At 39.4% G+C, this 23,477-nt stretch carries 11 protein-coding genes; 5 read left to right on the top strand and 6 right to left on the bottom strand.

The features are described from left to right. Positions 1–19 precede the first annotated feature (19 nt). The 3 genes from AB3G73_RS17190 to AB3G73_RS17180 all read right to left on the bottom strand — a co-directional run bounded on the left by AB3G73_RS17190 (position 20) and on the right by AB3G73_RS17180 (position 6,980). A complete protein-coding gene (locus tag AB3G73_RS17190) occupies positions 20–3,652 on the bottom strand; it encodes a hypothetical protein (protein ID WP_259021796.1) in 3,633 nt (1,210 codons plus the stop codon). Positions 3,653–3,687: 35 nt separating this feature from the next. Beyond that, positions 3,688–5,499, bottom strand: coding sequence for a glycoside hydrolase family 105 protein (locus AB3G73_RS17185; RefSeq protein ID WP_367745268.1), 1,812 nt, complete (start codon positions 5,497–5,499; stop codon positions 3,688–3,690). A gap of 200 nt (positions 5,500–5,699) precedes the next feature. Beyond that, positions 5,700–6,980, bottom strand: coding sequence for a hypothetical protein (locus AB3G73_RS17180; protein WP_259021794.1), 1,281 nt, complete (start codon positions 6,978–6,980; stop codon positions 5,700–5,702). Between the two features lie 333 nt (positions 6,981–7,313). Between AB3G73_RS17180 and AB3G73_RS17175 the strand changes: the two genes are divergently transcribed. Continuing rightward, a complete protein-coding gene (locus AB3G73_RS17175) occupies positions 7,314–9,266 on the top strand; it encodes an NPCBM/NEW2 domain-containing protein (protein ID WP_298044009.1) in 1,953 nt (650 codons plus the stop codon). Positions 9,267–9,670: 404 nt separating this feature from the next. Here AB3G73_RS17175 and AB3G73_RS17170 read toward each other — a convergent pair whose 3' ends face one another. Further along, entirely contained in the window at positions 9,671–10,198 is a 528-nt protein-coding gene (locus AB3G73_RS17170; protein ID WP_148367689.1) for an RNA methyltransferase, read from the bottom strand. A gap of 490 nt (positions 10,199–10,688) precedes the next feature. Here AB3G73_RS17170 and nadA point away from each other — a divergent pair, with 490 nt between their 5' ends. Both nadA and AB3G73_RS17160 read left to right on the top strand, forming a co-directional pair. Then, a complete protein-coding gene (gene nadA / locus AB3G73_RS17165; protein WP_342990840.1) occupies positions 10,689–11,627 on the top strand; it encodes a quinolinate synthase NadA in 939 nt (312 codons plus the stop codon). Between the two features lie 195 nt (positions 11,628–11,822). Beyond that, complete coding sequence (locus AB3G73_RS17160; RefSeq protein WP_367745267.1) at positions 11,823–14,141, top strand: GH92 family glycosyl hydrolase; 2,319 nt, start codon at positions 11,823–11,825, stop codon at positions 14,139–14,141. Positions 14,142–14,316: 175 nt separating this feature from the next. Here AB3G73_RS17160 and AB3G73_RS17155 read toward each other — a convergent pair whose 3' ends face one another. Next, a complete protein-coding gene (locus AB3G73_RS17155; RefSeq protein WP_367745266.1) occupies positions 14,317–15,993 on the bottom strand; it encodes a right-handed parallel beta-helix repeat-containing protein in 1,677 nt (558 codons plus the stop codon). An 8-nt stretch (positions 15,994–16,001) separates the two neighbouring features. After that, positions 16,002–18,404 (bottom strand): glycoside hydrolase N-terminal domain-containing protein, encoded by a 2,403-nt coding sequence (locus AB3G73_RS17150; RefSeq protein WP_367745265.1) that lies wholly within the window; start codon positions 18,402–18,404, stop codon positions 16,002–16,004. A gap of 300 nt (positions 18,405–18,704) precedes the next feature. On the opposite strand from AB3G73_RS17150, the gene AB3G73_RS17145 reads away from it, so the two are divergent. Both AB3G73_RS17145 and AB3G73_RS17140 read left to right on the top strand, forming a co-directional pair. Beyond that, positions 18,705–21,698, top strand: coding sequence for a TonB-dependent receptor (locus tag AB3G73_RS17145; protein ID WP_342990844.1), 2,994 nt, complete (start codon positions 18,705–18,707; stop codon positions 21,696–21,698). A 19-nt stretch (positions 21,699–21,717) separates the two neighbouring features. Continuing rightward, on the top strand, positions 21,718–23,385 hold the full coding sequence (locus AB3G73_RS17140; protein WP_342990845.1) for a RagB/SusD family nutrient uptake outer membrane protein: 1,668 nt from the start codon (positions 21,718–21,720) through the stop codon (positions 23,383–23,385). Positions 23,386–23,477: the final 92 nt, after the last annotated feature.

The following is a 23,477-nucleotide window of genomic DNA, read 5'->3' as shown; positions in this document are numbered from 1 at the left end:
ATTATCATTCCGATAGCCTTTATTTCTCTACTCCAAACTCAACCTCGTTTGCCCAATGCTCTTTCCAGTCCGGATGGAATGCTCTGGAGTTTTTCTTCGAAACACTTCGTCCGCGTGCTATTTCCATACAAGCAGCCCCGGCGCCATCATCATTGATTCGGGCAGAGAATTTAATTTTATCGCCTTTATCAATGGCTTTTTTCACATCGGGTATTTCGGACCATGGAATGGCACATTCATAATACAATGTATTACCTTCACGTGTGGTAATCAATTTTCCATCTTTTACAGCCCCGTCAAATGGAGATTTGGGTTGGCGAGGATAGAAGTGTTTTCGCGGCATGCCCGGAACAAGCATTCTCCATATTTCAAAACCACCGCCATATTCGGGAGCAACAGTATTCAAGGCGTATTCATAATCTGTGCATTTATAACCGATGTAACGCGGCATGGTGCCTTTCGTTTCAGCTTCCATACCATCTTCGCCGATTGGAATTACATTAAAAGCAATAAGTATATTATCCGTTGCTATCCCATTGGTGCCATCCGGTAATGTCGGGCGTTTACGGTAAGTGAAACGACGTACCTGTTCCGGCCATACCAAAGGAACCAAATCATCTTGAGAAACAACATTGCAAGTAACATCTTGAGGCAAAGAAGAATCTGCACCAATCAGATAATATCCTAATTGCCCGTATTTACCAATCCAGTTTCCGACAGTATCAAAATCACGGTTTACAAGTTTTGCTGAAGCACCGGTATTACCCGAGTTAACAACATTGTCTGATGAATCAAAAAAGATACCTGATAATTTCGTTGTGTACCACCAACCATAAGATGAACAACGTATGCGCACATTACCACATAAATCCAATGTCAGATAAGTACCATTCCATAGCTTGTCTATCTTGGTAGAAAGTAATTCTTTGCCACTTTCTTTGTCATAAACAGTAACAGATAGCCCATTCTGATTTATACTTGGGAAATAAAGAGAAGTGCGGACATATTTATCTTTTGGCAAATGAATATCCATACCCATCGACAGAGTAGTAGATGTATTTTCCATATAATTCATCATGCGCCCTTTTGCCGAAGGCAATTGCAATGCTTTTGGATCGGATTCTGCCGCAGGCTGTGTCACTATGGTAGAATGCATGGCATATATGGTCTGCATATAAGCTGTGTCAGGATAGAAATAATCATCATCATTGCGAGTCTCAAATCTCAATGTTCCCTTATTGGGAGTTTTGTCCGCAACTTTTGCTGCAAAATAAAAATAGTCATCATCGTAAGCCAGGTAGGTATGTGCCAATCCTTCCGCATTACTATCAAACTTTTGATATGGATACCATGCAGCTTCCGTCAAAGAAATGCTGGCCTTGGAAGAACCTTCTATCGTTTGTGAGATCATATTTTGCCAGTCATTCAGATTACCATCTATCTTCATTGTTTTTTTTGCAATGTAATTGACATGCATATTTTCCCAATGTACGGCGAATCCATCTTTTCCGGCATCGAAATGAACTTCAAGCGGATAGTTATTGTCTACACTGGCAGTCCCATTTGCCACTTTCACTCTGATTATTTTTGTCTCATTAGGCTTAAACGATACATTCTGCGGATAAGATATATCCAGATTACCAATAGAAACAGACAATACACCTTTCACCGGACGATTGAGGATATTGGTCAGTTGAAGTTCCATTTCCGGTTTGCTGGCAATGGGAGCTGTAAAGTCTTTCGCAATTATTTCTACAGGTTCATACCCCACGATGTCTGCCTTACTAATGGCAGAAACAAGTTTGTCAAAAGCTCCCTTCTCACCATTTACACGCATATAATATCCCTGATAATTAAGAGGGATTTCGTAGATTCCATTTTTAGGAGCAATGACATTTCCATAGAAATCATAAAGCAGGAAGGAGGGATTGGCTTTCAATATCATTTTCCCGTCAGTGATGGGATAGTAGGTATTCAGTTCATTTTCTATCTTTTTACGTTCAGCACTATTTGCAGGTAATGTTTTCAATTTATGATGCAAGTCGATTTTTTTTCTCGCTTCGCTTAGGCTACGCACATTTCTGAAAAGGATATTCTCTGCACCGAATGCTTCACCCAAATCTCCGGTAATCACAATTGTTCCGTCGTCTTTCTTATTTTCATACCCATCAAAGATCATTACCCAAGGCAACCCATTTTTAAAAAGAAGCCTGTCAAACTCTCTTTCTCCGATCATACTTTGTGCTGCTCCCACAGCAGCTGCCGCAGACCATGTATTGTGGAGTTTAGGCATTGTCTCCTTTCCTTTTTCGGTACGAACCTCCATACTACGCACTGACCGGTTCGGATCCCCGGAATACATATAACCTCCAAATATGCCCATCGATCTGTCATATCCGGCGGAACGGTTGGCTGCAATAACAAGTCCCACACGGTCGTCGGTATTTCCTACCCAACTTTCGGTATCCCATATTTTCACACGCCCCTTGTTATCCTTACGCTTATTCCACTCGGGATATAATACCGGTGCCTCCATACCTTGATAGTGAATGGAGAGAAAATCAAAGATTGGCAACATATCCATTGTTCCATCAGCAAAAAACTTATCCAACGCATTCGAATTAGAGTCGCCTCCTCCCACAAGAACATCTATGTTTTTCTTCCGGGCTTCAAGCACCGCTTCAGCCATTTTCGTATATATCTCTTTATATCTTATCATATCAGCCTGCCAACCGGATATGGAAGTTCCTTCCCACGGTTCGTTCCACAAACAGACAGCCGTTACCGGTCCTTTGGGCCAGCCAAAATCAAGACATAATTCTTTTACGAATTTCTTAAAGTCTTCATCCAATTCGGGAAGCCATACCAAATCCTGCTTCGTATGAAGAAATTTTCCATTCTCATCCAAATGCGGCCTGGTAGTACCCAAAGGCATGGACTGTGCCATACGTCCCTCACCAAACATCAGCATAACAGTGATATTGTTATCCATGAAATCTTTCATCAATCTCTTCAACTCTTGTCGGAATCCTTGATAATCCGAACTATTAGTCGATACGAAAGGAATACCGTAGCGAATGGACTGAACACCTACTCTATTCAAAAAATCTACTCCCAAATAATCCAAAGATTGTTTGGGATATTGCATTTTCACTAATGACGGCTTCATGCTATAGACAAAACTTGTACCCAATCGACGCCCGTACTTTCCAAGATCAAACACAACGGCATATCCTCCAAAATCCTTAATATCGTCTACCGATACAGACGTATTGACATAGCCATTCGGCGAGATTGATAGGTGAACAGGAATCACTTTCTCATAATCAAGCTTAATCATCTGGGGCAACCAAATATCATTAGGGATTCCTTTCGTTCCATAGCGAAAGATATGTACTTTCGCATCTATATCTATTGATTGTGATGTGTTATTAATCAACTGAAACTTGAGCCGGATATCATCCTCCGGCCAAAAAACATTAGCAGGAGCAGACGATTCTATCAGATTTACATCGAAATCATAAAATCTTAGTCCATTTTTTACACCCATTATTTCTTCGTAGCCTACCCAGTCTTGGGGGTCTTTCATCTGTGCTGCCAATGTCGAGACAAGCATGAAAGACAAAGCCATTAGTACAAGTATCTTTTTCATAATATTATATTTGGATATCTATTTTTTTACATCAGTTATTTGGCGTATTCATCCATCATTCGCTGGACTTCTATACCTGCAAATATGACGGCAAACGATCCATGTGTATCATCATCGAAAAATGGACGGTTCATATAATAGTTTACATCTTCAGTACACATGGTTCCTATACAGATTTTATGTACCGTTCCATCGTCTTCGATCTCGGATGCCACTGCATCCCATCCTTTCAATGCAATTGGTATGAATTTTTTCTTATCCAGCCAGCCATACCTGATACCGCGTGCTATACCCATTGTAAATATGGCCGTACCCGAAACTTCCTTGGGAGAATCGCTACGATCGATTACATTATGCCAGAATCCGTCAGGACTCTGATATTTTATCAGAGAATAGACAAAAGTCTGATATTGCTTGAGTATTGCTTTGTATTTGGGATGACTCTTAGGCAATGCCATCAATACGTCAGACATAGCCCAAATAGCCCATCCATTGGCACGTGACCAATGAGGTAGTTTAATGCCGGGGCGTGATGTATAATTAGCATGCATATAAAGACGAGTGTCTTTGTTCCATACATGTTTCGTAAAATCTATAATCTGATTGGCTGCATCATCGAAAAATATCTTTCGCAACTCCGGTAAATTGCTATACAATCCAGCTTGTATCAAGAAAGGAATACCCATAAACATATCATCTACCCACACTGTATATTTTTCCGGAGTATCACGGGTATAATTGGTCATTCCTTCACTTCTGATTTGCCCGAAACGTGCATAGTTTGTCATTTTATCAATGTATGCCTGATAAATGTTTCTATTCTTAAAATCCTTATCTGTACGTAAACGGTATAGAATGGGAAGTGAGGGAGCTAATGTAAAATCAAGTAATGTGGAATTAATTACCATCGCATTGGCTGAATTATATGCCCGCAAATTGTTGACTTGATAGTCAACAAATGGCATGCCTTCCATTTGATAGTCGCAGAAGTCAGTTGCCCATTTGGTATATTTATCTGCTCCGGTCAGTTCACCAAGTTGCTGCATGGCCCAGGCAACACCTCCATTATGGTAATTCCATTGGTAAGTAGTTCCCCAAACTTCGGGATCTATCATCTCTCCGAGTACCTCTATTTTAGGAATTGTCCAAGTCACCGGACAATGAAGTCCTTTATACATATATCCAAACTTGAATTCCTGTTCCGGTTCATGCACTACGTCAATGCCACCCCGAAAAGGTCCGATAATGAGCCAGTTGGTAAGGTTGGATACTTGTTTATCAACATTATTCAAATTGGTTAAACCTATTTGAGGATAACTCCGGACAATGGATAAAACGGCATCATTATCACTTGGTGGTTGTAAGAACACACACCATTCTTTGCCGAAAGTGGCCGACTTTATCAACACATTGTTATTACCACTTTTCAACGGAAGTAAGAATGAAGAAGTCATCTGCATACTTCGTTCTCCGCGGTTTATCTTAATATCCCGCTTCCCTTTATTTTCATAAACCAGTTGTCCGTTACACCAGATTTTACAGGCATCGTTATGCTCTGTTTCTACACGTATGGTGGTATCTCGGGGAAACGATAGCTGTGTATAGGCATAGGCCACAGCTTCTTGTCCCAAACCGAAGGTACGCCCGAAATCCACAAAGTTTAACGTGTTGAAAGAAGTACTACGAGAAGCAAGTCCCAGCTTGTAAGCAAAGGGAGTTTCTCTAATCAATTTATCACCAATCTTCTTTACTTTTTCTACAGGTGATTCTTTGCTCTGTTGAGGAAAAGCAGTGCCTACCCCCAACAATGCAGATAACAACAAGCATATCCATTTCTTCTTTTTCATCGGATCATTTCAGATTATATAGATTTAGTTAACGCGCCCAACAGGACAATGATAACAATTGCAAATCTATCCCAAATCATCCGCAACCATGCAAACAAAAGGCTAAGAAAAGAGAGAAAAAGGTAAAACAAAACAGGAACAAAATATGAACAAAACAAGACAACCATCTATGTATAAGATGGTTGTAAGAAAAGAGAGTATTATTTTCTTTTATCTGAATCGAAGTTTTCTTCATATACAACCTTACCATCAAGATTGTAGACTTTCACATAATCTACAGCTCCGCATCCCTTAAATCTCAACGTAAGTTCATTGGCATATCCCAAAGGTTCATTATAATCCATACCTAACACTTCTTCTCCATCTACGTAGAAGGTAGTTTTCTTATTCACTACTTTAATAGTCATGACATGCCATTCGGAAGAGTTAAAATTAAACCGGCTTAAGTTGTACTCATCTCCCTTAATTGTATTTTCTCCACTGATGAATTTTATATAAGCATATCCGTTTTCATTCATAGCAAAGCCATGCATAGCTGTATCCGAATGTATATACATGATAATATCCGAGCAAGGAACAGCATTCTCCTGTTTTGAATTGCGAACGCGTGCCTCGTATATGAAATTATCTCCGTCTATCAACTTTTCTTTATAAAACACATAACTGACAAACATGTGGTTAGTATGCGCTTCTTGTGGGACATTTTCTATTGGTAAACTTACATATCCCGAATCATTGTAAGCCTGCTCCATCGGAAAAACTCGAAATATTTTCTTTCTTTCCTCACGGACGAAAACCGACCACCCCGTCTTGCGGCACTCCACCGGAATGGTCTTTATAATTCTATCTTTATACTTCAGATGACAGAATGCTTCACCTTCATATATATAGGTGGCATTTATCTTATCTATATTTTCATTTAGTTTTCTTTCGGATACATCCCCATTAGCTTCTTCATATACAACAGTGATATCTTCAAATAATGAAGCTGGTATATGATAGGAGAATGTGACTGTAAGCGGGCATATTCCTTTTACTTGTGAAGTGGTAAATTCTATTTTTGAAATCAGATATTCCACATACATATCCTTCAATTTATATGTATACAACATATATCCGACTATTGCCAATAATAGTATAGCAGTAAAATTTACATACCATTTATTTTTCTTATAGATACGATTCGATACCTCTTCCGGATCTTTTGTCACTTTATTCGACGCGTTATCTAGCTGGGAACTATTTACATTTTTTTCTGTGTCATCTGTATGCTCCTTTGTTTCTTCAACAACGTCTTCCGTCTGGATACTGATAGCCTCTTCTTTTTTCGTTTTCTTCATTACAAAGTCGGTATACCCCGAATAACCTAAGAAACGACATAAAGCATCTTTTGTCGCCAACTGTGGATTGCCTGTCTTCTGCTGAAAAAATCGTTTAAGTGTATTAGCATTTACATCGATCTTCGTTGTTTCGAAGATCATATTTTCCAGTGTTTTAAATTGATTTAAGTCCCAGGACTCCGAAGAACCCCACGACTCTAATAAAATATTATATTCTTTTATTATTTCCTTTATGTACCTTTTATCCTTATATTCGTCCATCATTTATATTAAAATTAAACACGAACTAATTATTTAGAAATAAAAATCCGCTGTGAAAATACAAATAAAATCTAGTAATTGTCAAGCATAAAGTGGTTTATTTGCGTTTTGTCTGGATTTTGTTCTCATTTTATTCTCTTTTTTATTTAACTTCACCAAGCATATCCAATACTTTTGCAGGAAAGAATTTATTTTGTACTAATTTCAAATACAATGAAAAAATACTTCTCTACATTATTAATCATACTACTTTCGAGCTTTACAACTGCTCCCCGTATAGTATGGTTAGATGAATTAGATCTCTCTAACGTCGATCAATCTGCAGGTAAAGCAATAGCCAATCAATCAATGTGGAAAACACCACTTTCTATTGCCGGAGAAAAATTTGACCGGGGTGTAGGTACACATGCCGCAAGCGTATTCCGCATAAAACTTGACGGCAAAACAATCTCCTTCAAGGCATCTGCAGGAATAGATGATTCGGCACCCGAACACGAATTAAAACAAGCCAGTGCTGAATTTATAATTTTAGGAGATGGTAAAATCATCTGGCGAAGTGGAATCATGCATGCAGGAGAAAAAGCAAAACAAATAGATATTTCTACTAAGGGTATAAAATCTCTAATCCTACGTGTCAATCATGCAGGAGATGGAATAGCCGGAGATCGTACCAACTGGGTAAATGCCAGATTTGAAGTTAAAGGTGTCGATCCTGTTTCGGTAAAAAAAGAACGTGAACAGGAATACATCCTCACCCCTGCTGTTGCAAAACAACCTATGATTAATGCTCCTTATATATATGGTGCCCGCCCGGGAAATCCATTTCTGTTTACAGTACCTATTTCAGGAGAAAGGCCACTGAAAATAACTGCAACCAATTTACCCGAAGGATTATCCATCGACAGCAATACTGGCATTATTACAGGAAAAGCAATAAATCCGGGAACCTATACTATTCATATCTCCGCTAAAAATCAATATGGAGAAACTAGTAAAGACTTGACTCTTGAAATTGGTGAAAAGATAAGTCTGACTCCTCCTATGGGCTGGAATAGCTGGAATGTTTTCGGAGCAGACATTGATGACAAGAAAATAAGAAGAATGGCCGACCGGATGGTAGAATTAGGACTCGTCAATTATGGATATGCTTATATAAATATTGATGATGGATGGCAAGGTGCACGTGGAGGAAAATACAATGCAATAATGCCGAACGATAAATTTCCTGATATGAAAGGCCTTGTTGATTATGTGCATAGTAAAGGACTCAAAATAGGAATATATTCTTCTCCGTGGGTACAAACTTTTGCAGGGTACATTGGCAGCAGTGCTGATACACGTGATGGTAAAGTTATCAATTCAAGCCGCAGATATGGAGAATTTTCATTTGCCAAACAAGATGTAAAGCAGTGGGCAGAATGGGGATTCGATTATATTAAGTATGATTGGGTAACTAATGATATAGCCCATACAGCAGAACTATCATATCTTTTACATCAATCGGGAAGAGATATTCTGTATAGTATCTCCAATGCTGCCCCATTTGAACTGGCAGAAGACTGGAGCAATCTAACAAATGCCTGGCGGACAACAGGAGATATTTATGATTCCTGGTGTAGTATGACTACCATAGGTTTCCTTCAGGATAAGTGGCAACCATTTGCTAAACCAGGCAGTTGGAATGACCCGGATATGCTCATTGTAGGAAAGGTTGGCTGGGGAAAAAATATACATCCTACACATTTATCTCCTGATGAACAATATACGCATATCACTTTATGGAGTATTCTGGCAGCGCCTTTACTGATAGGATGCGATCTGGAACAGATGGATGATTTTACAATGAATCTATTAAGTAACAGAGAAGCAATAGCCATCAACCAGGATATTGCCGGTATACAAGGTAGCAGAGTATATGCTGATAATAATAAAGAAATTGAAATATGGAGTAAACCGCTAAAAGATGGTTCCATAGCAGTCGGATTATTCAATCTATCCGATAATAAACAGAACATATCTATTTCCTGGGATCAACTGAATATTCAAGGTAAACAGAAAATACGTAATCTTTGGGAACAAAAAGACAAAGGCATTTACATCAATAAATATCAATCTGATGTACCTTCACACGGAGTACTTTTTATAAAAATAGCACCTGTAAAATGAAACGACTTGATATAATTTGCAGGTAAAGACAAACTAACAGATCTGAATTACACATTCGATACTTATTAACCGACTCTATTAACTCTGGTTAATAGAGTCTGGTTATAACCTTTCTTATTCTGGATTTACCAATATTTATCTTGCTTTTACAAAACGTATATAAGCAATATGCAAGAGCTATAGATGCTACTTGCAGGAACTATATGTCCAACGTGCAGCGCATATATGTCCAATACACAGGATATATATCCCCTGTAAACAGCATCTATATATCCTGCAAAGAGTATAATCACATCACTTGGATTCTATACTTATGAACAATCAAAGACCTATTGATTATTAGTATATTAACTATGATATAAACCAGTTATAAACTATTTATTAACCAATGAAGTTTTAAGCCATTAACGTAGCTTTTTGAACAAATCCCAAATTACAATACCGGTAGTTACAGAAACATTCAACGAGTGCTTCGTACCATATTGAGGAATCTCTATACAGCCATCTGAATGGTTAATAACCTCCTGCTGCACTCCCTTAACCTCATTTCCCATCACGATAGCATACTTCTTGGTTTTATCCAACTGAAGTTCATCCAACATGATACTTCCTTCTGCCTGCTCTACGGAATAAACGATATATCCCTCTTTTCGGAGATTATCAACAGCTTCAACAGCGTTATTAACATACTTCCAGTCAACAGTGAACTCTGCTCCTAAAGCTGTCTTATGCATTTCAGGATGTGGAGGAGTGGCTGTTATACCACAGAGATAGATGCACTCAATGCGGAAAGCATCCGAAGTTCGGAACACAGAACCTATATTGTGCAAACTACGAATATCGTCCAGCACTACTACCAGAGGCAGTTTTTCAACCTGTTTGAACTCTTCGGCACTAATACGGTTCAGCTCTGTTATTTTCAGTTTACGCATACGTCTTTTCTTTTATTACGTTCTTGCTACAAAGGTAATTCTTTTCTGTTAACAGAGGTGTTGATAACGGTTTAAAACCTGTCAAAACTATCGGCAAAGATTTTGAAAAATAATTCTTGCATTATTCAAAAGAAGATATATGAGGTACTCGTTATGAACATTCCAAAAAATAAAATCAAAACTTTCCATGCAGACATAAACATATTTTTCAGCACTTATCTATCTGTTTATATCCATAAAGTTTTTAACTTTGCACTTTATCAACAGGGAGTTAATAGCAAACTGTCTATTGCCGGTACTCTCATTGATAATGAAGTGAATAGATAGGATATCTTCTTCTTTTTCCCCGTTCATAACGGACTCATAAAGCAGAAGCATGGACTAATAACTTATCCGGCAAGAAAAAACGGATTTATTTGCTAACACTATTAACAGGCTATCATTACTAACAAAGGATTTTTTTTAAAAGGAAAGAAATAAGAATATTATTATGAATGAACTCATAAAGACTATTAACGAGCTGAAGAAAGAAAAGAATGCAATCATTCTGGGGCATTACTACCAGAAGGGTGAGATACAGGACATCGCTGATTACGTCGGCGACAGTTTGGCATTGGCTCAATGGGCGGCCAAGACGGAAGCGGACATTATTGTGATGTGCGGTGTTCACTTTATGGGTGAAACGGCGAAAGTGCTTTGTCCGAACAAGAAAGTGCTGGTGCCTGACATGAATGCAGGTTGTTCGTTGGCGGACAGTTGTCCGGCAGATAAATTTGCGCAGTTTGTCAAAGAGCACCCCGGATACACGGTTATTTCGTACGTCAATACGACGGCTGCCGTGAAAGCGGTAACAGATGTAGTAGTGACTTCCACTAATGCAAAGCAGATTGTGGAAAGCTTCCCCAAAGATGAGAAAATAATCTTTGGCCCGGATCGGAATCTAGGGAATTATATTAACTCGGTTACGAACCGGAATATGTTGCTTTGGGACGGAGCCTGTCATGTGCACGAACAGTTCTCGGTTGAAAAGATTGTGGAACTGAAAGCACAGCATCCCGAAGCATTGGTGTTGGCACATCCCGAATGTAAGAGTACGGTCTTGAAACTGGCTGATGTAGTAGGTTCTACGGCCGCTTTATTGAAGTACGCCGTGAATCATCCTGAAAATACATATATTGTGGCTACCGAATCGGGTATCTTGCATGAGATGCAGAAGAAGTGTCCGCAGACTACGTTTATTCCTGCTCCGCCGAACGATAGTACGTGTGGATGTAACGAGTGTAGCTTCATGCGATTGAATACGCTGGAGAAGCTGTATGAGTGTCTGAAGAATGAGTCACCCGAAATCATAGTAGATCCGGAAGTGGCGAAGAAGGCTGTGAAGCCGATTCAACGGATGCTGGAGATTTCGGCGGAGTTGGGCTTATAAGATTCGGAGAATATACAATGAGCAAGGCTGTTTCAAGATGTTGGAACAGCCTTGTTTTTTTGCTTCACTCTGATAGTCACCCTGTCGAAAAGGACAAGGATGACGCATTTGTATCAGTAATAGGCGTATTTGTGTTTTAGCACACACCGTTTCTCTTCTATCTTTGTGTCGTTATTTATACTTATAATTGTAAACATGGAAAACATAAGCAGATTACTTTCTTTACTGACCGGAGGATTCTTTCTACTGGCAGGTTGCTTACCGCTAAAGACAAATGCTCAAGAATTTGTTGATTATGTAAATCCGATGGTCGGAGCCACTACACTGGATAATATAGGTAATACAGATCTGGGGTTAGGTAAAACGTTTCCGGGGGTATGTACTCCTTTCGGTCTGGTACAGCTAAGTCCGGATACGAAAACGGGAGGAGACAACGGTTCGGGATATTCTTATCATCATTCCACTATCGAGGGATTTAGCTTTACTCACATGAGTGGCATTGGTTGGTATGGCGATTTGGGTAATTTTCTGGTTATGCCCACTACAGGCAAACTTCATGCTTTCAAAGGAACGGAAGAAAATCCGGAGGAAGGTTATCGTTCCAGATTTTCTCATGAAACAGAGTCGGCCCATGTTGATAAATATGAGGTGAAACTTGATGACTATGATATCAAGGTGGAATTAGCTGCCGCACCGCGTTCGGGGATGATACGCTTTACGTATCCCGAACATGAAGAATCGCGTATACAGATTGATTTGGCACGCCGTATAGGAGGAACTTCCAGCGAACAATTCGTGGAGATTGTTGACGATCATATTATTCGGGGATGGATGAGATGCACGCCCGAAAACGGAGGCTGGGGAAATGGTGAAGGTCAGGGAAATTATACCGTTTATTTCTATTGTTTATTTAGTCGTCCTTTAGAAGATTTTGGCGTGTGGAGTGCGGACATTCCTGAAGGCACTGCCCGTAAGAATGAATCGAATGATGATGAAAATTATTACCGGTATATCAGGAAGGCTGTTATCCATCCACACGCAAAAGTGATGAAAGGTAAACATCTGGGATTTTATACTCAATTTCCAACTCGGAAAGACGAACAGGTTTTGATGAAATGCGGTATATCTTTTGTCAGTTTGGAAGGAGCACAAAAGAATCTGGAACATGACATACCGGATTGGGATTTCAACAGAGTTTCCGTTTGTGCACGGGAAATGTGGAACCAGGCATTGTCGAAGATAAAGATAGAGGGAAACGAAGCGGATAAAACCACTTTTTATACAGCGTTATATCACACGATGATTGACCCGCGCTGCTTTTCGGATATAGACGGTAGATACGTAGGCGCCGACAATAAAATCCATCAGACTTCTACATTTACATACCGGACTATTTTTAGTGGTTGGGATGTATTCCGCAGTCAGTTTCCTTTGCAGACAATTATTCATCCTGATCTGGTGAACGATGAAATTAATTCGTTGATACAGATAGCCGAGCGGAGCGGGAAGGAATATTATCCCCGGTGGGAGTTTCTGAATGCCTACTCCGGATGCATGGTCGGCAATCCGGCTGTATCTGTTTTGGCTGATGCTTATCAGAAAGGCATACGAAATTATCCGGTAGATAAATCTGTTCAGTATGCTATCAATACTGTGCGGACATTTGGTAATAATGAAGACGGATATGTCCCCGGTGATTTATCTAAAACATTAGAGTATGCTTATTCCGACTGGTGTGTCAGTACTTTGCTTCGTTCTCAAAACCGTTTTCAGGAAGCAGATCTTTATCTGTCGAAATCGAAGGCTTATCGCAATGTCTGGTGTGACAGTGTGAAATGGTTCAGAGCACGTTTGTCGGAAGAAGAATGGTTACCCTGGAAAGGAAAAAAAGTACATTGGCAGGGGTGTATAGAAAGTAATAATTATCAGCAGGGCTGGTTTGTTCCGCAGGATATTAAAGGTATGATACAGTTGATAGGAAAGCAATATTTTGAAGAGGAATTAATTGCGTTTTTTGATGGAGCGGACGATGATTTTAAATGGGGGGATTATTACAATCACCCTAATGAACCTAACCATCACGTACCTTTCCTGTTAAACTATACTTCACAACCTTGGCTTACTCAATATTGGACGCGCAAGATATGCCGCAATGCTTACAATAATACAGTCAACGGACTTTGCGGAAACGAGGATGTTGGACAAATGTCTGCCTGGTATATATTGGCGGCAATCGGTATGCATCCTGTTTGTCCCGGAAATAATAAATATGAGCTGACGTCACCACTTGTCAGCAAAGCTACCATTGAATTGGACAGTCGCTACTATAAAGGAAAGAGTTTCACTGTCATAGCCCGGAATAATTCGGAAGAAAATGTGTATATACAGTCTGTAACGCTGAATGGCAAGAAAATAAATCGTTTATGGATTACCCATCAGGAAATAACTCAAGGGGGAGTATTGGAATTTGTGATGGGAAAATATCCAAATAAACAATTGAAAGGAAATCTATAATTCAAATAAATCTAATTAATAAAATGATGAAACATAAAATTATCTCACAGTTCGGAATCTTATGGATACTGGCTTTTCCGGTATTTGCTTTTGATTTGCAAGAGCAAGCTTCGAAACATACTATTATAATTAACAAATCGACCTTTCTGTATGAATAGTGTATATCCCGGCAACTTTAGTCATTCTCTACATTTGTACAATGTTCTAATAAAACAGACTCTTTTGTGGAAATAGGGGAAACTCCCTCGAAATAATTCCCTGAAATTCGTATATTATCTGTCCAACGGGCATAGATAGCTAGTTTATCTTTCAGTGTGAAACGATTTTTTTCGATGCGGATTCCTTTATGAACAGTCCCGTTTGGGTAGTCATTTTCGGGAGCAATACTGATAACCGGACTTCCACATTCTATGAAATGATTGTTTCGGATGGTTAGATCGTGCACGGGACCTGATTCATACCAGCTGCGGGCATCATCCGAAACGGCAATAGCACTCATCGGAGTTCGATAAAACACATTATTTTCAATTACGACTTTCCGGCGAGTTGTAACGAGTATTCCTCTTGTTGGTGTCCGGGCAAAATAATTATGGCGGATTTCTACTTCCGGTGTCCAAGTGATATTCTCCACTACTACTTCCTGTTGTTGTAGGGCAGAAGGAATGGAGCTATCCAGCGTAAGTTTACAATCATAGTCATTTATTCTCTCTACTTTTCGTATGGATGCTTTATGCAGACATTGCAATGAATGTGCGTCTGTAAATTCTATTTCATCTCCGGGAAAGAAAGCCTTGAATCCGTAAGACTGCGGGTGCATGAAACGAACTGATATTTTATTTCCCGGTTCGTAGGCGATAACTTTTAGATGAGTGCCGTGTATATTGACCGGATCATCTTGTGCTCCTTCAAAGCGGGAATGGATGATACGAATCTTTCCTTTGCATCCGGACATTTGCACAAAATCGGCGAAGCCGGCACAAGTGCGGTTACTGCCATACTCCGGTTCAAAGTTTAAATATTTATAAGTCAGATTCTCTGAATATTGGCCTACGATTCCGAAATTTCCCAGAAAATGCAAGTTCAGATGTTCAAGTGCAATGTTTTTGCTCAAATGAATAAATCCACAGGCTTCGTCCCGGATGGCATCCCGCATCTGGAATATTTCTCCCGGATATAACGTTTTTTCTCGGTCGTATATTACGTGTATTTGATGATTCCCGATATCGGTAAGGGAAATGGCATGATCGGTAGGCAGGTTACAACGATTTGTTATATTAGTATACAAATCAAATGTTTGGGCGATTCCTCCGGTAAAACTCCATTCTGTTCCTAACCATTTGATTTGTTTGTCCACAATTTCATATCGGTCATTGGGATGAATTTTAAAAGTAGCTGTGCAGGTCATTGTATCGATAACTTCCATCTCCGTAACCGAAGGATCAGCCGCTTTCAGGGTAAAGTTGCGAAGTGTTATATTTTCACTCTGGTCTATGACGAAAGAAGTCATTTCTCCATGTGTTATCAGATGTGCGCCGCCGCCATCAATGACGAGGTTTTTCATATCTTTTATCCAAAAGCCGATATGTTTGGTAGGGTCCGGATTCTCTTCTTTGGAGGCAGTATTGGAAATAAAGTAAACTTGTTTGGAACTACTTTTACGATACAAATGATAGTCTCCTTGTTCCAGTTGAATCACCACTTTCTTCCCTTTCAAGCGACGTGCTTGTTCTATGGCAGTTTGCAGACGCGGAGTCGCGTCGCCGGATTGTGCTTTCACATAAATCGTTTCCTGTGCTGATAATGCAGACAAGACACATAGCTGGAAAAGGAAGGAAGTGATGATTTTATACATAAACTTGCTTATTTGAATTTTAATATATCCTTAGCTTTCATGGAAACGGTAATCAATCCATTATTAATTGCCGGGTCAATCCGTTTGTTGTTCAGCGTAATCGTGTAATTCTTTCCTTGCGGAACTTTTACGGTGAATGTATTGTCAGCAGTAGCTTTCAGAGTTGCTTCATTAATTAAAGACTGGTTCCAGTCGGCAGAAACTTCTCCTCCTCCCTTGACACACAAACCTTTGTAATTTCCCACACTCCATTGTTCCGGCAGACAAGGCAGGAACTCAATATATCCTTCGTGGCCTTGTACCAGCATTTCTGCTATTCCGGCTGCTCCGGCTGCATTTCCGTCAAGAATGAAAATATCATAAGGTGCTCCGGCAATACCGGCAGGAGAGATACTCAATAAATTTTCTCGTGTAAATATACTCTCGAGAGTAAGTACACTCTGATAGGCTTCTTTAGCATCTTTCAACCGGGCATAAAAACAGATCATATTGGCACGGCTCCATTCCGTGTCTTCCCAACCTTCTGCAGCCAGACGGTCTTCGATGGTTTTGCGTGCACCTGCTGCGAGTTCCGGTGTTTTATCCAATGAAATCTGTTCGTAAGGATAAAGGGCCAGTAAGTGTGAAGTATGGCGGTGATTAGGGCTTGCTTCATCGTAATCTTCCAACCATTCCCGTATGCCACCGTTGGCGCGCAGACGGATAGGCGGAAACTTTTTGAGGGCCTGTTGCAAGCTATCACTAAATGCCTGGTCGATACCTAAAATTTGAGCCGACTGAATGCAGGCATTGAATATTTCATAAGCCAATACACGGTCACAGGTGGGCATCATTGAGGCACATAAATTGTTACCTTCGTAAAGAAAAGAATTTTCCGGTGAAATACTGGGTCCTGTTACCATATAACCTGTATTGGGATCTTCGACCATATAGTCGAGAAGGAATTCCGCATTTCCTTTTAACAGAGGATAAGCGGTTTTCGCCAGATAATCTTTGTCGTGCGTATATTCGTATTGAGTCCAGAGATGCGAGGCAATCCAACTGCTTGCTGTGGGAAATAACCCCCAGAGGATGCTTCCCGAAGGAGCTGTGTATCCCCATATATTAGCTGTGGTGTGAGCTGTCCATCCTTTACACCCATATATCTTTTGAGCGGTTTTCGCGCCATGGATAGATAAGTCTTCGATATAGTTGAAAAGAGGAAGATGACACTCTGCCAGATTACCTACATTTGCAATCCAGTAGTTCTGTTGTGTATTGATGTCCAGGTGATAATCATTTGTCCATCCCATATTACAAGCCAGGTTATCATTGAAGAAACCCTGCAGGGCAGCCGGAAGCGGTGAATTCTCCCGTGAAGAAGCTAGTAATAAATAGCGTCCGTATTGGAAGAGTAATACATCAAGACCGGGATCATATCCACCTTTTTTCACCTGTTCCCATCTTTTGTCAGTTGGCAGATTATTGTATTCTCCTGTCCCCAACTTCAGGGAAACACGGTCAAAAAGAGAAGAATAATCATTGATATGGGTTTTCTTAAGTTTTTCATATGTTTTTTTTTCGGCCTTAGCTACAGTTTCTTTGCAAAGAGATTGATAAGTGTCATTCTTGTAATTTGTGCGTACATCTATTACGATAGTCAGCATATCGGCATTGTTTACAGATATAATAGAATCTTCTGCCTGTAATGTTCCGTTAGATGCAGATACTGCGATGCGTCCCTGAAAACTCACACCACCGGGACCTTGCTTGGGGAAATTAACCGTTCCATCAAAAATCAGTTGATTGCCATCAGTTGATAGTTTGGATTCCCGCAACATATTTAATGACAGTTTTGCATGAATGGCTTTCTTTTTATTGGCGGACATCCGCAATATAAGTACGTCGTCCGGATTGGTGGCAAAGCATTCGCGCACATAATTAATGTCGCCTATTGTATAACTGGTTGTACTGACGGCTGTAGTCAGGTCGAGCGAACGTCGGTAATTGCTGACCGTACCTTCCGGATAGCTGAAAGTAAGTTTCAAGTCGCCGATAGGAAGATGTGTGCCGAAAGAATGCCCGTTGCCATGCAGAAACTCTCCTGCAATTTGATTTCCTTCCTGTATTTTTCCTTCGAAAAATAGTTTTCTTAATTCATTCATACTTTCTTTTCCGAAAGGAATTTCCTGATTTTCGTCATATTGTCCTGACCACATGCTCGATTCATTCAATGCGATGGTTTCTTCTTCGATGCCGCCGAATACCATTGCCCCAAGACGACCGTTGCCTACCGGTACAGAACTCATCCATTCTTTGGCAGGCTGTTCATACCATAGTTCGACTTTGTCTTTTGCCTCCATTGTATCTGTACATCCCGAAAGAGATGCCATCATGATGGCTAGAGAAAAACTGATAGTTTTAATTTTCATGGTTCAAATATATAATTAAGTGATTAATATAAGAATAGGTAGTTGTTTTTATTATAGGACAAAATTAGTCTATCGTGATTTTTTTGCTCTATACAAATGATTCATAAAATGACAAGAATGCACCCTACAGTAGTTCTCGACGGTGTTTGAAGCAAATATTCTATTTTTTGCAGCGTTTATAACTTAATAACTCATTATATATCGGGTATATTTGCATTGCATTTAAAGATAAATATTAGATCTAATAAAAAATATGAGATTCATTAAATACAATTTTGTTTTACCTATAAATTCAAACTTATGAAAAGAAGCTCGACGGCAGTAATTTCTTTATTATTTGCCTGTTTATTGTTGGGAACTCCAACAAAGTCTTTAGCTTTGGAACCAACACCTGCTGTTGCGAATGACACGAAGGAGCGAAACTGGACTATCCAGGGGCAAATACTTGAAAACACGGTACAACCGCTTCCTATTGCCGGTGTTAATGTTCTTATTAAAGGTACTACGATTGGTACCATAAGCGATACAAACGGATACTTCTCTATTAAAGCCCAAAAAGGAGATGTGATCGTATTTACTTATCTTGGATTCCGACCTTATGAATATGTTGTGTCCCGTGCTATCAGTAATTTGAGTGTCTCTTTGTCCGAAGATTCCGAAGCATTGGATGAAGTGGTAATTACTGGTTTTTCGGAAGAAAAGAAATTAAATTCAATTTCTTCTGTATCAACATTGGATATTGCAAAGAATTTGAATTCCAAGCCTATCACTTCTATTTCGCAATCTTTGCAAGGAGGGGTCACGGGGTTAACTGTTACTCAAAGTTCTGGTATGCCGGGTGGTGACGGAGCTTCCATTAAGATTCGTGGTATATCTTCGTTGCATTCAGGTAATGATCCGTTGGTGCTGGTTGATGGTATCCCAATGGATATGAATCAGCTTGATCCTGCTACTATCGAAAGTGTTACTATTTTGAAAGATGCTGCTGCCGCTGCTATTTATGGTGCACGTGCTGCTAATGGCGTTATTGTTGTGAAGACCAAACGGGGTGTTGTAGGGAAAATCAATGTTTCTTATGATGGTTACTTTGGTATTCAAAAAGCTACTTATATGCCTGATTTTGTCAATGCCGCTGAATATATGACGATGGTCAATGTGGCACAAACAAATATAGGTGGTGATCCGGTTTATGATGTAGATGTTATCAAACAGACACAGGCAGGTACAGACCCTTACAAATATCCTGATACGAATTGGGCGGATTTCTTGTTTGGAACAGGAAATATCCAGAATCATTCCGTATCTATATCAGGAGGTAGTAGTTTGGCCCGTTTTTCTTTAAATGTAAACTATCTGAAGAATGAAGGTTTGACTGCTCATACAAATTCTGACCGTTTGAATATTCGGGCTAATACAACAGTCAGTTTATTAGATAATTTGTCTGTTAATATGGATTTTAATGCTTACCGTACTAACAGAAAACAACCAAAAACCGACGAAGCAGATGTTTCATTGTTTACCCATATGTATCAGACTCCACCTAATATAGTGGCCCGCTATCCGGAAAAAGATGGAATTGTATCTTATGGTAAAAGAACTAATATGTCTAATCCTGCTGCATTTGTAGATCATGGGGGCATACGTTCTGACTATGAAGATAATATTAGTGTGAATATATCTCCTCGGTGGGTAATTATTCCTAATTTGGTTGCAAAAGGACAATATTCTTATCGAATCAGTAGCCGTGGTGGAAAAACAAAACGGGATGTTTTCAATTTCTTTGATTATGATACAGGTGTACTATTGGCAACATGGGGGTCCAACTATAGTGATTATAGAGACCATGATACCTATTATTATTTAGGTGGAACGCTTGAATATACTTATGACAAGAATGCTCACCGTCTATTTGTAATTGGAGGATATAATCAGGAATTGACTAAAAATAATAGTTGGGATAGCTGGGCAATGATTTCCATGTTTGCAAAAGCCAATTATACTTATGATCGTCGTTACCTTCTTGAAGGAACCATACGTAGAGACGGCTCTTCACGTTTTGGAGACGGACATAAGTTTGGTACTTTCCCTTCTGTGGCTGTTGGCTGGAATATTCATGAAGAGTCATTTATGAAATCATTAAAGGATAAAATGAATGAATTTAAGTTGAGAGCTTCTTATGGTCTGCTTGGAAATGAGAATATCGGTTTATATAAGTATCAGACTTTAATCAATTCGGGCAATGGTGAAGAAACATCTTTTGGTAATCCCAATATTACTTGGGAGACTGTGAAGATGTTTAATATTGGTGCGGATCTCCGTTTGTTCAAAAATTTAAGTTTGACCTTTGATTGGTACAACAAGGTTACTTCCGATATGATTATTACTCCTCCTATTCCGGCTGTTGGTGGTATCTATTCGTCCGAGATAAATTCGGGAGAAGTACAGAATAGAGGTTGGGAATTTAGTGCAATTTATGATAAACAATTCAAAGACTTTGGATTTAACATTCATGTAGGTTTGTCGCAGAATAAAAATAAAATATTGAAATTGTTCGGAGCGCCTTATGATAACGGTACAACGATCAATCAAGTAGGTTATGCGTTGAACAGTCATTATGTATATCCAACAGATGGTTTGTTGCAGGAAAGTGATTTCACCAAAGATGCGGATGGTAAATGGAAACCCAAAGAAGGAGTTGTGATATATGACGGACAACAACCGGGAGATATTAAATATTTGGATGTATCTGGAGAGAATGGAGTACCTGACGGAAAGATTACTACAGAAGATCGTGTGATCCGTGGTAATGATCAGCCTGATTTGAATTATTTTGCAAATCTTTCTTTTGACTATAAGAAATGGAGCTTTGAAATATTGTTTCAAGGTGTGACAGGTGTGGATGCTTATTATAGTGGACCTTATGCTTACGGCTTAAACGTATCCGGTGACGGGTCGACTCCGATGAAGGCTCATTTGGATTACTGGACACCAGAAAATACTAATGCAAAATATCCGCGGCTAGCTCCCAGTTCAAGTTACGGTCATAATGATCCTGCTTCGGATTTCTGGCATTTTGACGCAAGCTACTGTCGTGTGAAATATATTCAGATAGGTTATACTTTCGACCAGATGTCATTGAAGAAAATTGGTATATCAAGTATTCGTGTATATCTGAATGCCCAGAATCCGTTTACTTTTGCTAAACAAGATTTAGTTGACCCGGAAGGTCGTGGTCAGAAAGGATCTTATCCATTGGTAAAAACTTACTCGGCAGGTCTTAGTCTGAATTTCTAACTATTTAATATTGAAATATATGAAACTATATAATAATTTTAGCTTTAGGGGATTGTTCTTAGCAGGGCTGCTTTGTTTATCTGGGAGTTGCACTGATTTCCTGACCAGAGATAGTGAGACAGCAACAACTGATGATAATTTTTGGCATACCCAGCAAGAATGTGAAAATGCTTTAGGATCTTGTAAATTATGGGTCAAGGGAGCTTGGGGCGGTGATGAAATAGGCATGGTTTTTCAAGATGGAGCTACAGATAATGCTTATTTCTCTGGAAATTTTGATGTACGTATTCAACAATTGGGAAATGGTTCATTGCTTCCCCCGGCAGATGGTAATGCACCTGGAAGTTGGGAATATCAATTCAATACATGGAATCATTGTTATATAAGAATCCGTCGTTGTAACAGATTCTTAGAGAATGTGGATAAGGCATTCTTTACTGTGGAGGAAGAGCGTGCACGCATGAAAGCTGAAGCTAGAATATGGAGAGCTTGGTATCACATCCGTTTGTTGAAGTGGTACGGGCGGAATGATGGTATTCCTTATCTTGAAAAATCTTTGTCACCCACAGAAATCTATATGTCACGTACTCCTGTAGATGAATGTTTGAAAAACATCAACAGAGAGTTGGATGAAGTAATTGAATCGAAAGCGTTGCCTTTCGTATGGGATGACGAGAATATGCGTGCTAATCGTATGTCATTAGCTACGGCTTATACATTGAAAATGGATATAAATTTTCAGTTTAAACAATATGAAGAAGCTAAAAAAGCTGCGAAAGCATTGATTGACAGTGAAAAATTTGAATTGTATAAGAGTACATCAGAGGATAATGAACCGGGCAAAAATTACCGTGACTTGTTCAACTATACAGGAAAGCAAAATAAGGAACGTATTTTATGGAAAAGCGATGGTTCTGACAATTTGTTTTTCCGTTGTATGTCCAGTCAATTTAGTGGACAAGGTGTAATGAGTATTTTGAAATCATTGGTTGATACTTATGAATTGGCAGATGGACGTACGTTGGCTGATTTGCCGGCTGACGAAAGAGAGCGCTTGGAAAAGAATCCGATAGCTGAGCCGCGGGATCCCCGTTTCCATATGAGTATTTTCACGCCAGGAGAAAACACGGGATTTGCTAATCGGATATTTGATCCGTTTAATCCGGATGATGGAAGTTATTTTGGAAAAATAGAAGGAATCCAGAGTGGCTATATGATGAAGAAATTCATGACTTCGAATGATTTTGGTAATAATGGTAATGGTAATCTTGACTTTGTGATCTATCGCTATGCGGAAGTATTGCTTGATTATGTGGAATGTTTGGTTGAGACAGGTAAATGGGATGATCCGGATGTGGAGAAATACATAAACATGATTCGTAATCGTGCAGGAATGAAGAATATGGATAAGTCGGTTTATAATAACGAAGAGAAAGTTCGTGAATTATATCGTCGTGAACGTCGTGTGGAGTTTGCGTTTGAAAATAAGAGATATGATGATATTCGTCGTTGGGGAATTGGAAATCAGGTAATGCAGGGTGCTATTTATGGTGCATGGAATCCGGATACACAATCGTATATTAAAATAGAAGAGCGTCGTTGTGTATTCCCAAAGTTTGATTCATGGCCTTTGTCGCAAAATGAGGTAACTTCTAATCCTAATATAAGTCAGCCCACAGGCTGGTAACTTTAGTTTCACACCGAGCAACAAATTTCCGCCAGGCATATCAAAGTGCTTGGCGGTTCTTTTTATAATAGGATGGTAAGCAGGATAAAAAA

Source organism: Bacteroides sp. L008, from assembly GCF_040812255.1.
In the GTDB taxonomy this organism is placed as follows: Bacteria; Bacteroidota; Bacteroidia; order Bacteroidales; family Bacteroidaceae; genus Bacteroides; species Bacteroides vicugnae.
The sequence above is the reverse complement of the archived record's forward strand: the minus strand, read 5'-3'. Positions and strand labels throughout refer to the sequence as shown.

What these genes read in the sequence shown, in the direction of transcription:
- AB3G73_RS17170 (WP_148367689.1), bottom strand. Translation starts at nt 10,198, where the DNA reads ATGCGTAAACTGAAAATAACAGAGCTGAACCGTATTAGTGCCGAAGAG.
- AB3G73_RS17160 (WP_367745267.1), top strand. Translation starts at nt 11,823, where the DNA reads ATGGAAAACATAAGCAGATTACTTTCTTTACTGACCGGAGGATTCTTT.
- AB3G73_RS17155 (WP_367745266.1), bottom strand. Translation starts at nt 15,993, where the DNA reads ATGTATAAAATCATCACTTCCTTCCTTTTCCAGCTATGTGTCTTGTCT.
- nadA (WP_342990840.1), top strand. Translation starts at nt 10,689, where the DNA reads ATGAATGAACTCATAAAGACTATTAACGAGCTGAAGAAAGAAAAGAAT.
- AB3G73_RS17180 (WP_259021794.1), bottom strand. Translation starts at nt 6,980, where the DNA reads ATGATCTTCGAAACAACGAAGATCGATGTAAATGCTAATACACTTAAA.
- AB3G73_RS17175 (WP_298044009.1), top strand. Translation starts at nt 7,314, where the DNA reads ATGAAAAAATACTTCTCTACATTATTAATCATACTACTTTCGAGCTTT.
- AB3G73_RS17185 (WP_367745268.1), bottom strand. Translation starts at nt 5,499, where the DNA reads ATGAAAAAGAAGAAATGGATATGCTTGTTGTTATCTGCATTGTTGGGG.
- AB3G73_RS17140 (WP_342990845.1), top strand. Translation starts at nt 21,718, where the DNA reads ATGAAACTATATAATAATTTTAGCTTTAGGGGATTGTTCTTAGCAGGG.
- AB3G73_RS17190 (WP_259021796.1), bottom strand. Translation starts at nt 3,652, where the DNA reads ATGAAAAAGATACTTGTACTAATGGCTTTGTCTTTCATGCTTGTCTCG.
- AB3G73_RS17145 (WP_342990844.1), top strand. Translation starts at nt 18,705, where the DNA reads ATGAAAAGAAGCTCGACGGCAGTAATTTCTTTATTATTTGCCTGTTTA.
- AB3G73_RS17150 (WP_367745265.1), bottom strand. Translation starts at nt 18,404, where the DNA reads ATGAAAATTAAAACTATCAGTTTTTCTCTAGCCATCATGATGGCATCT.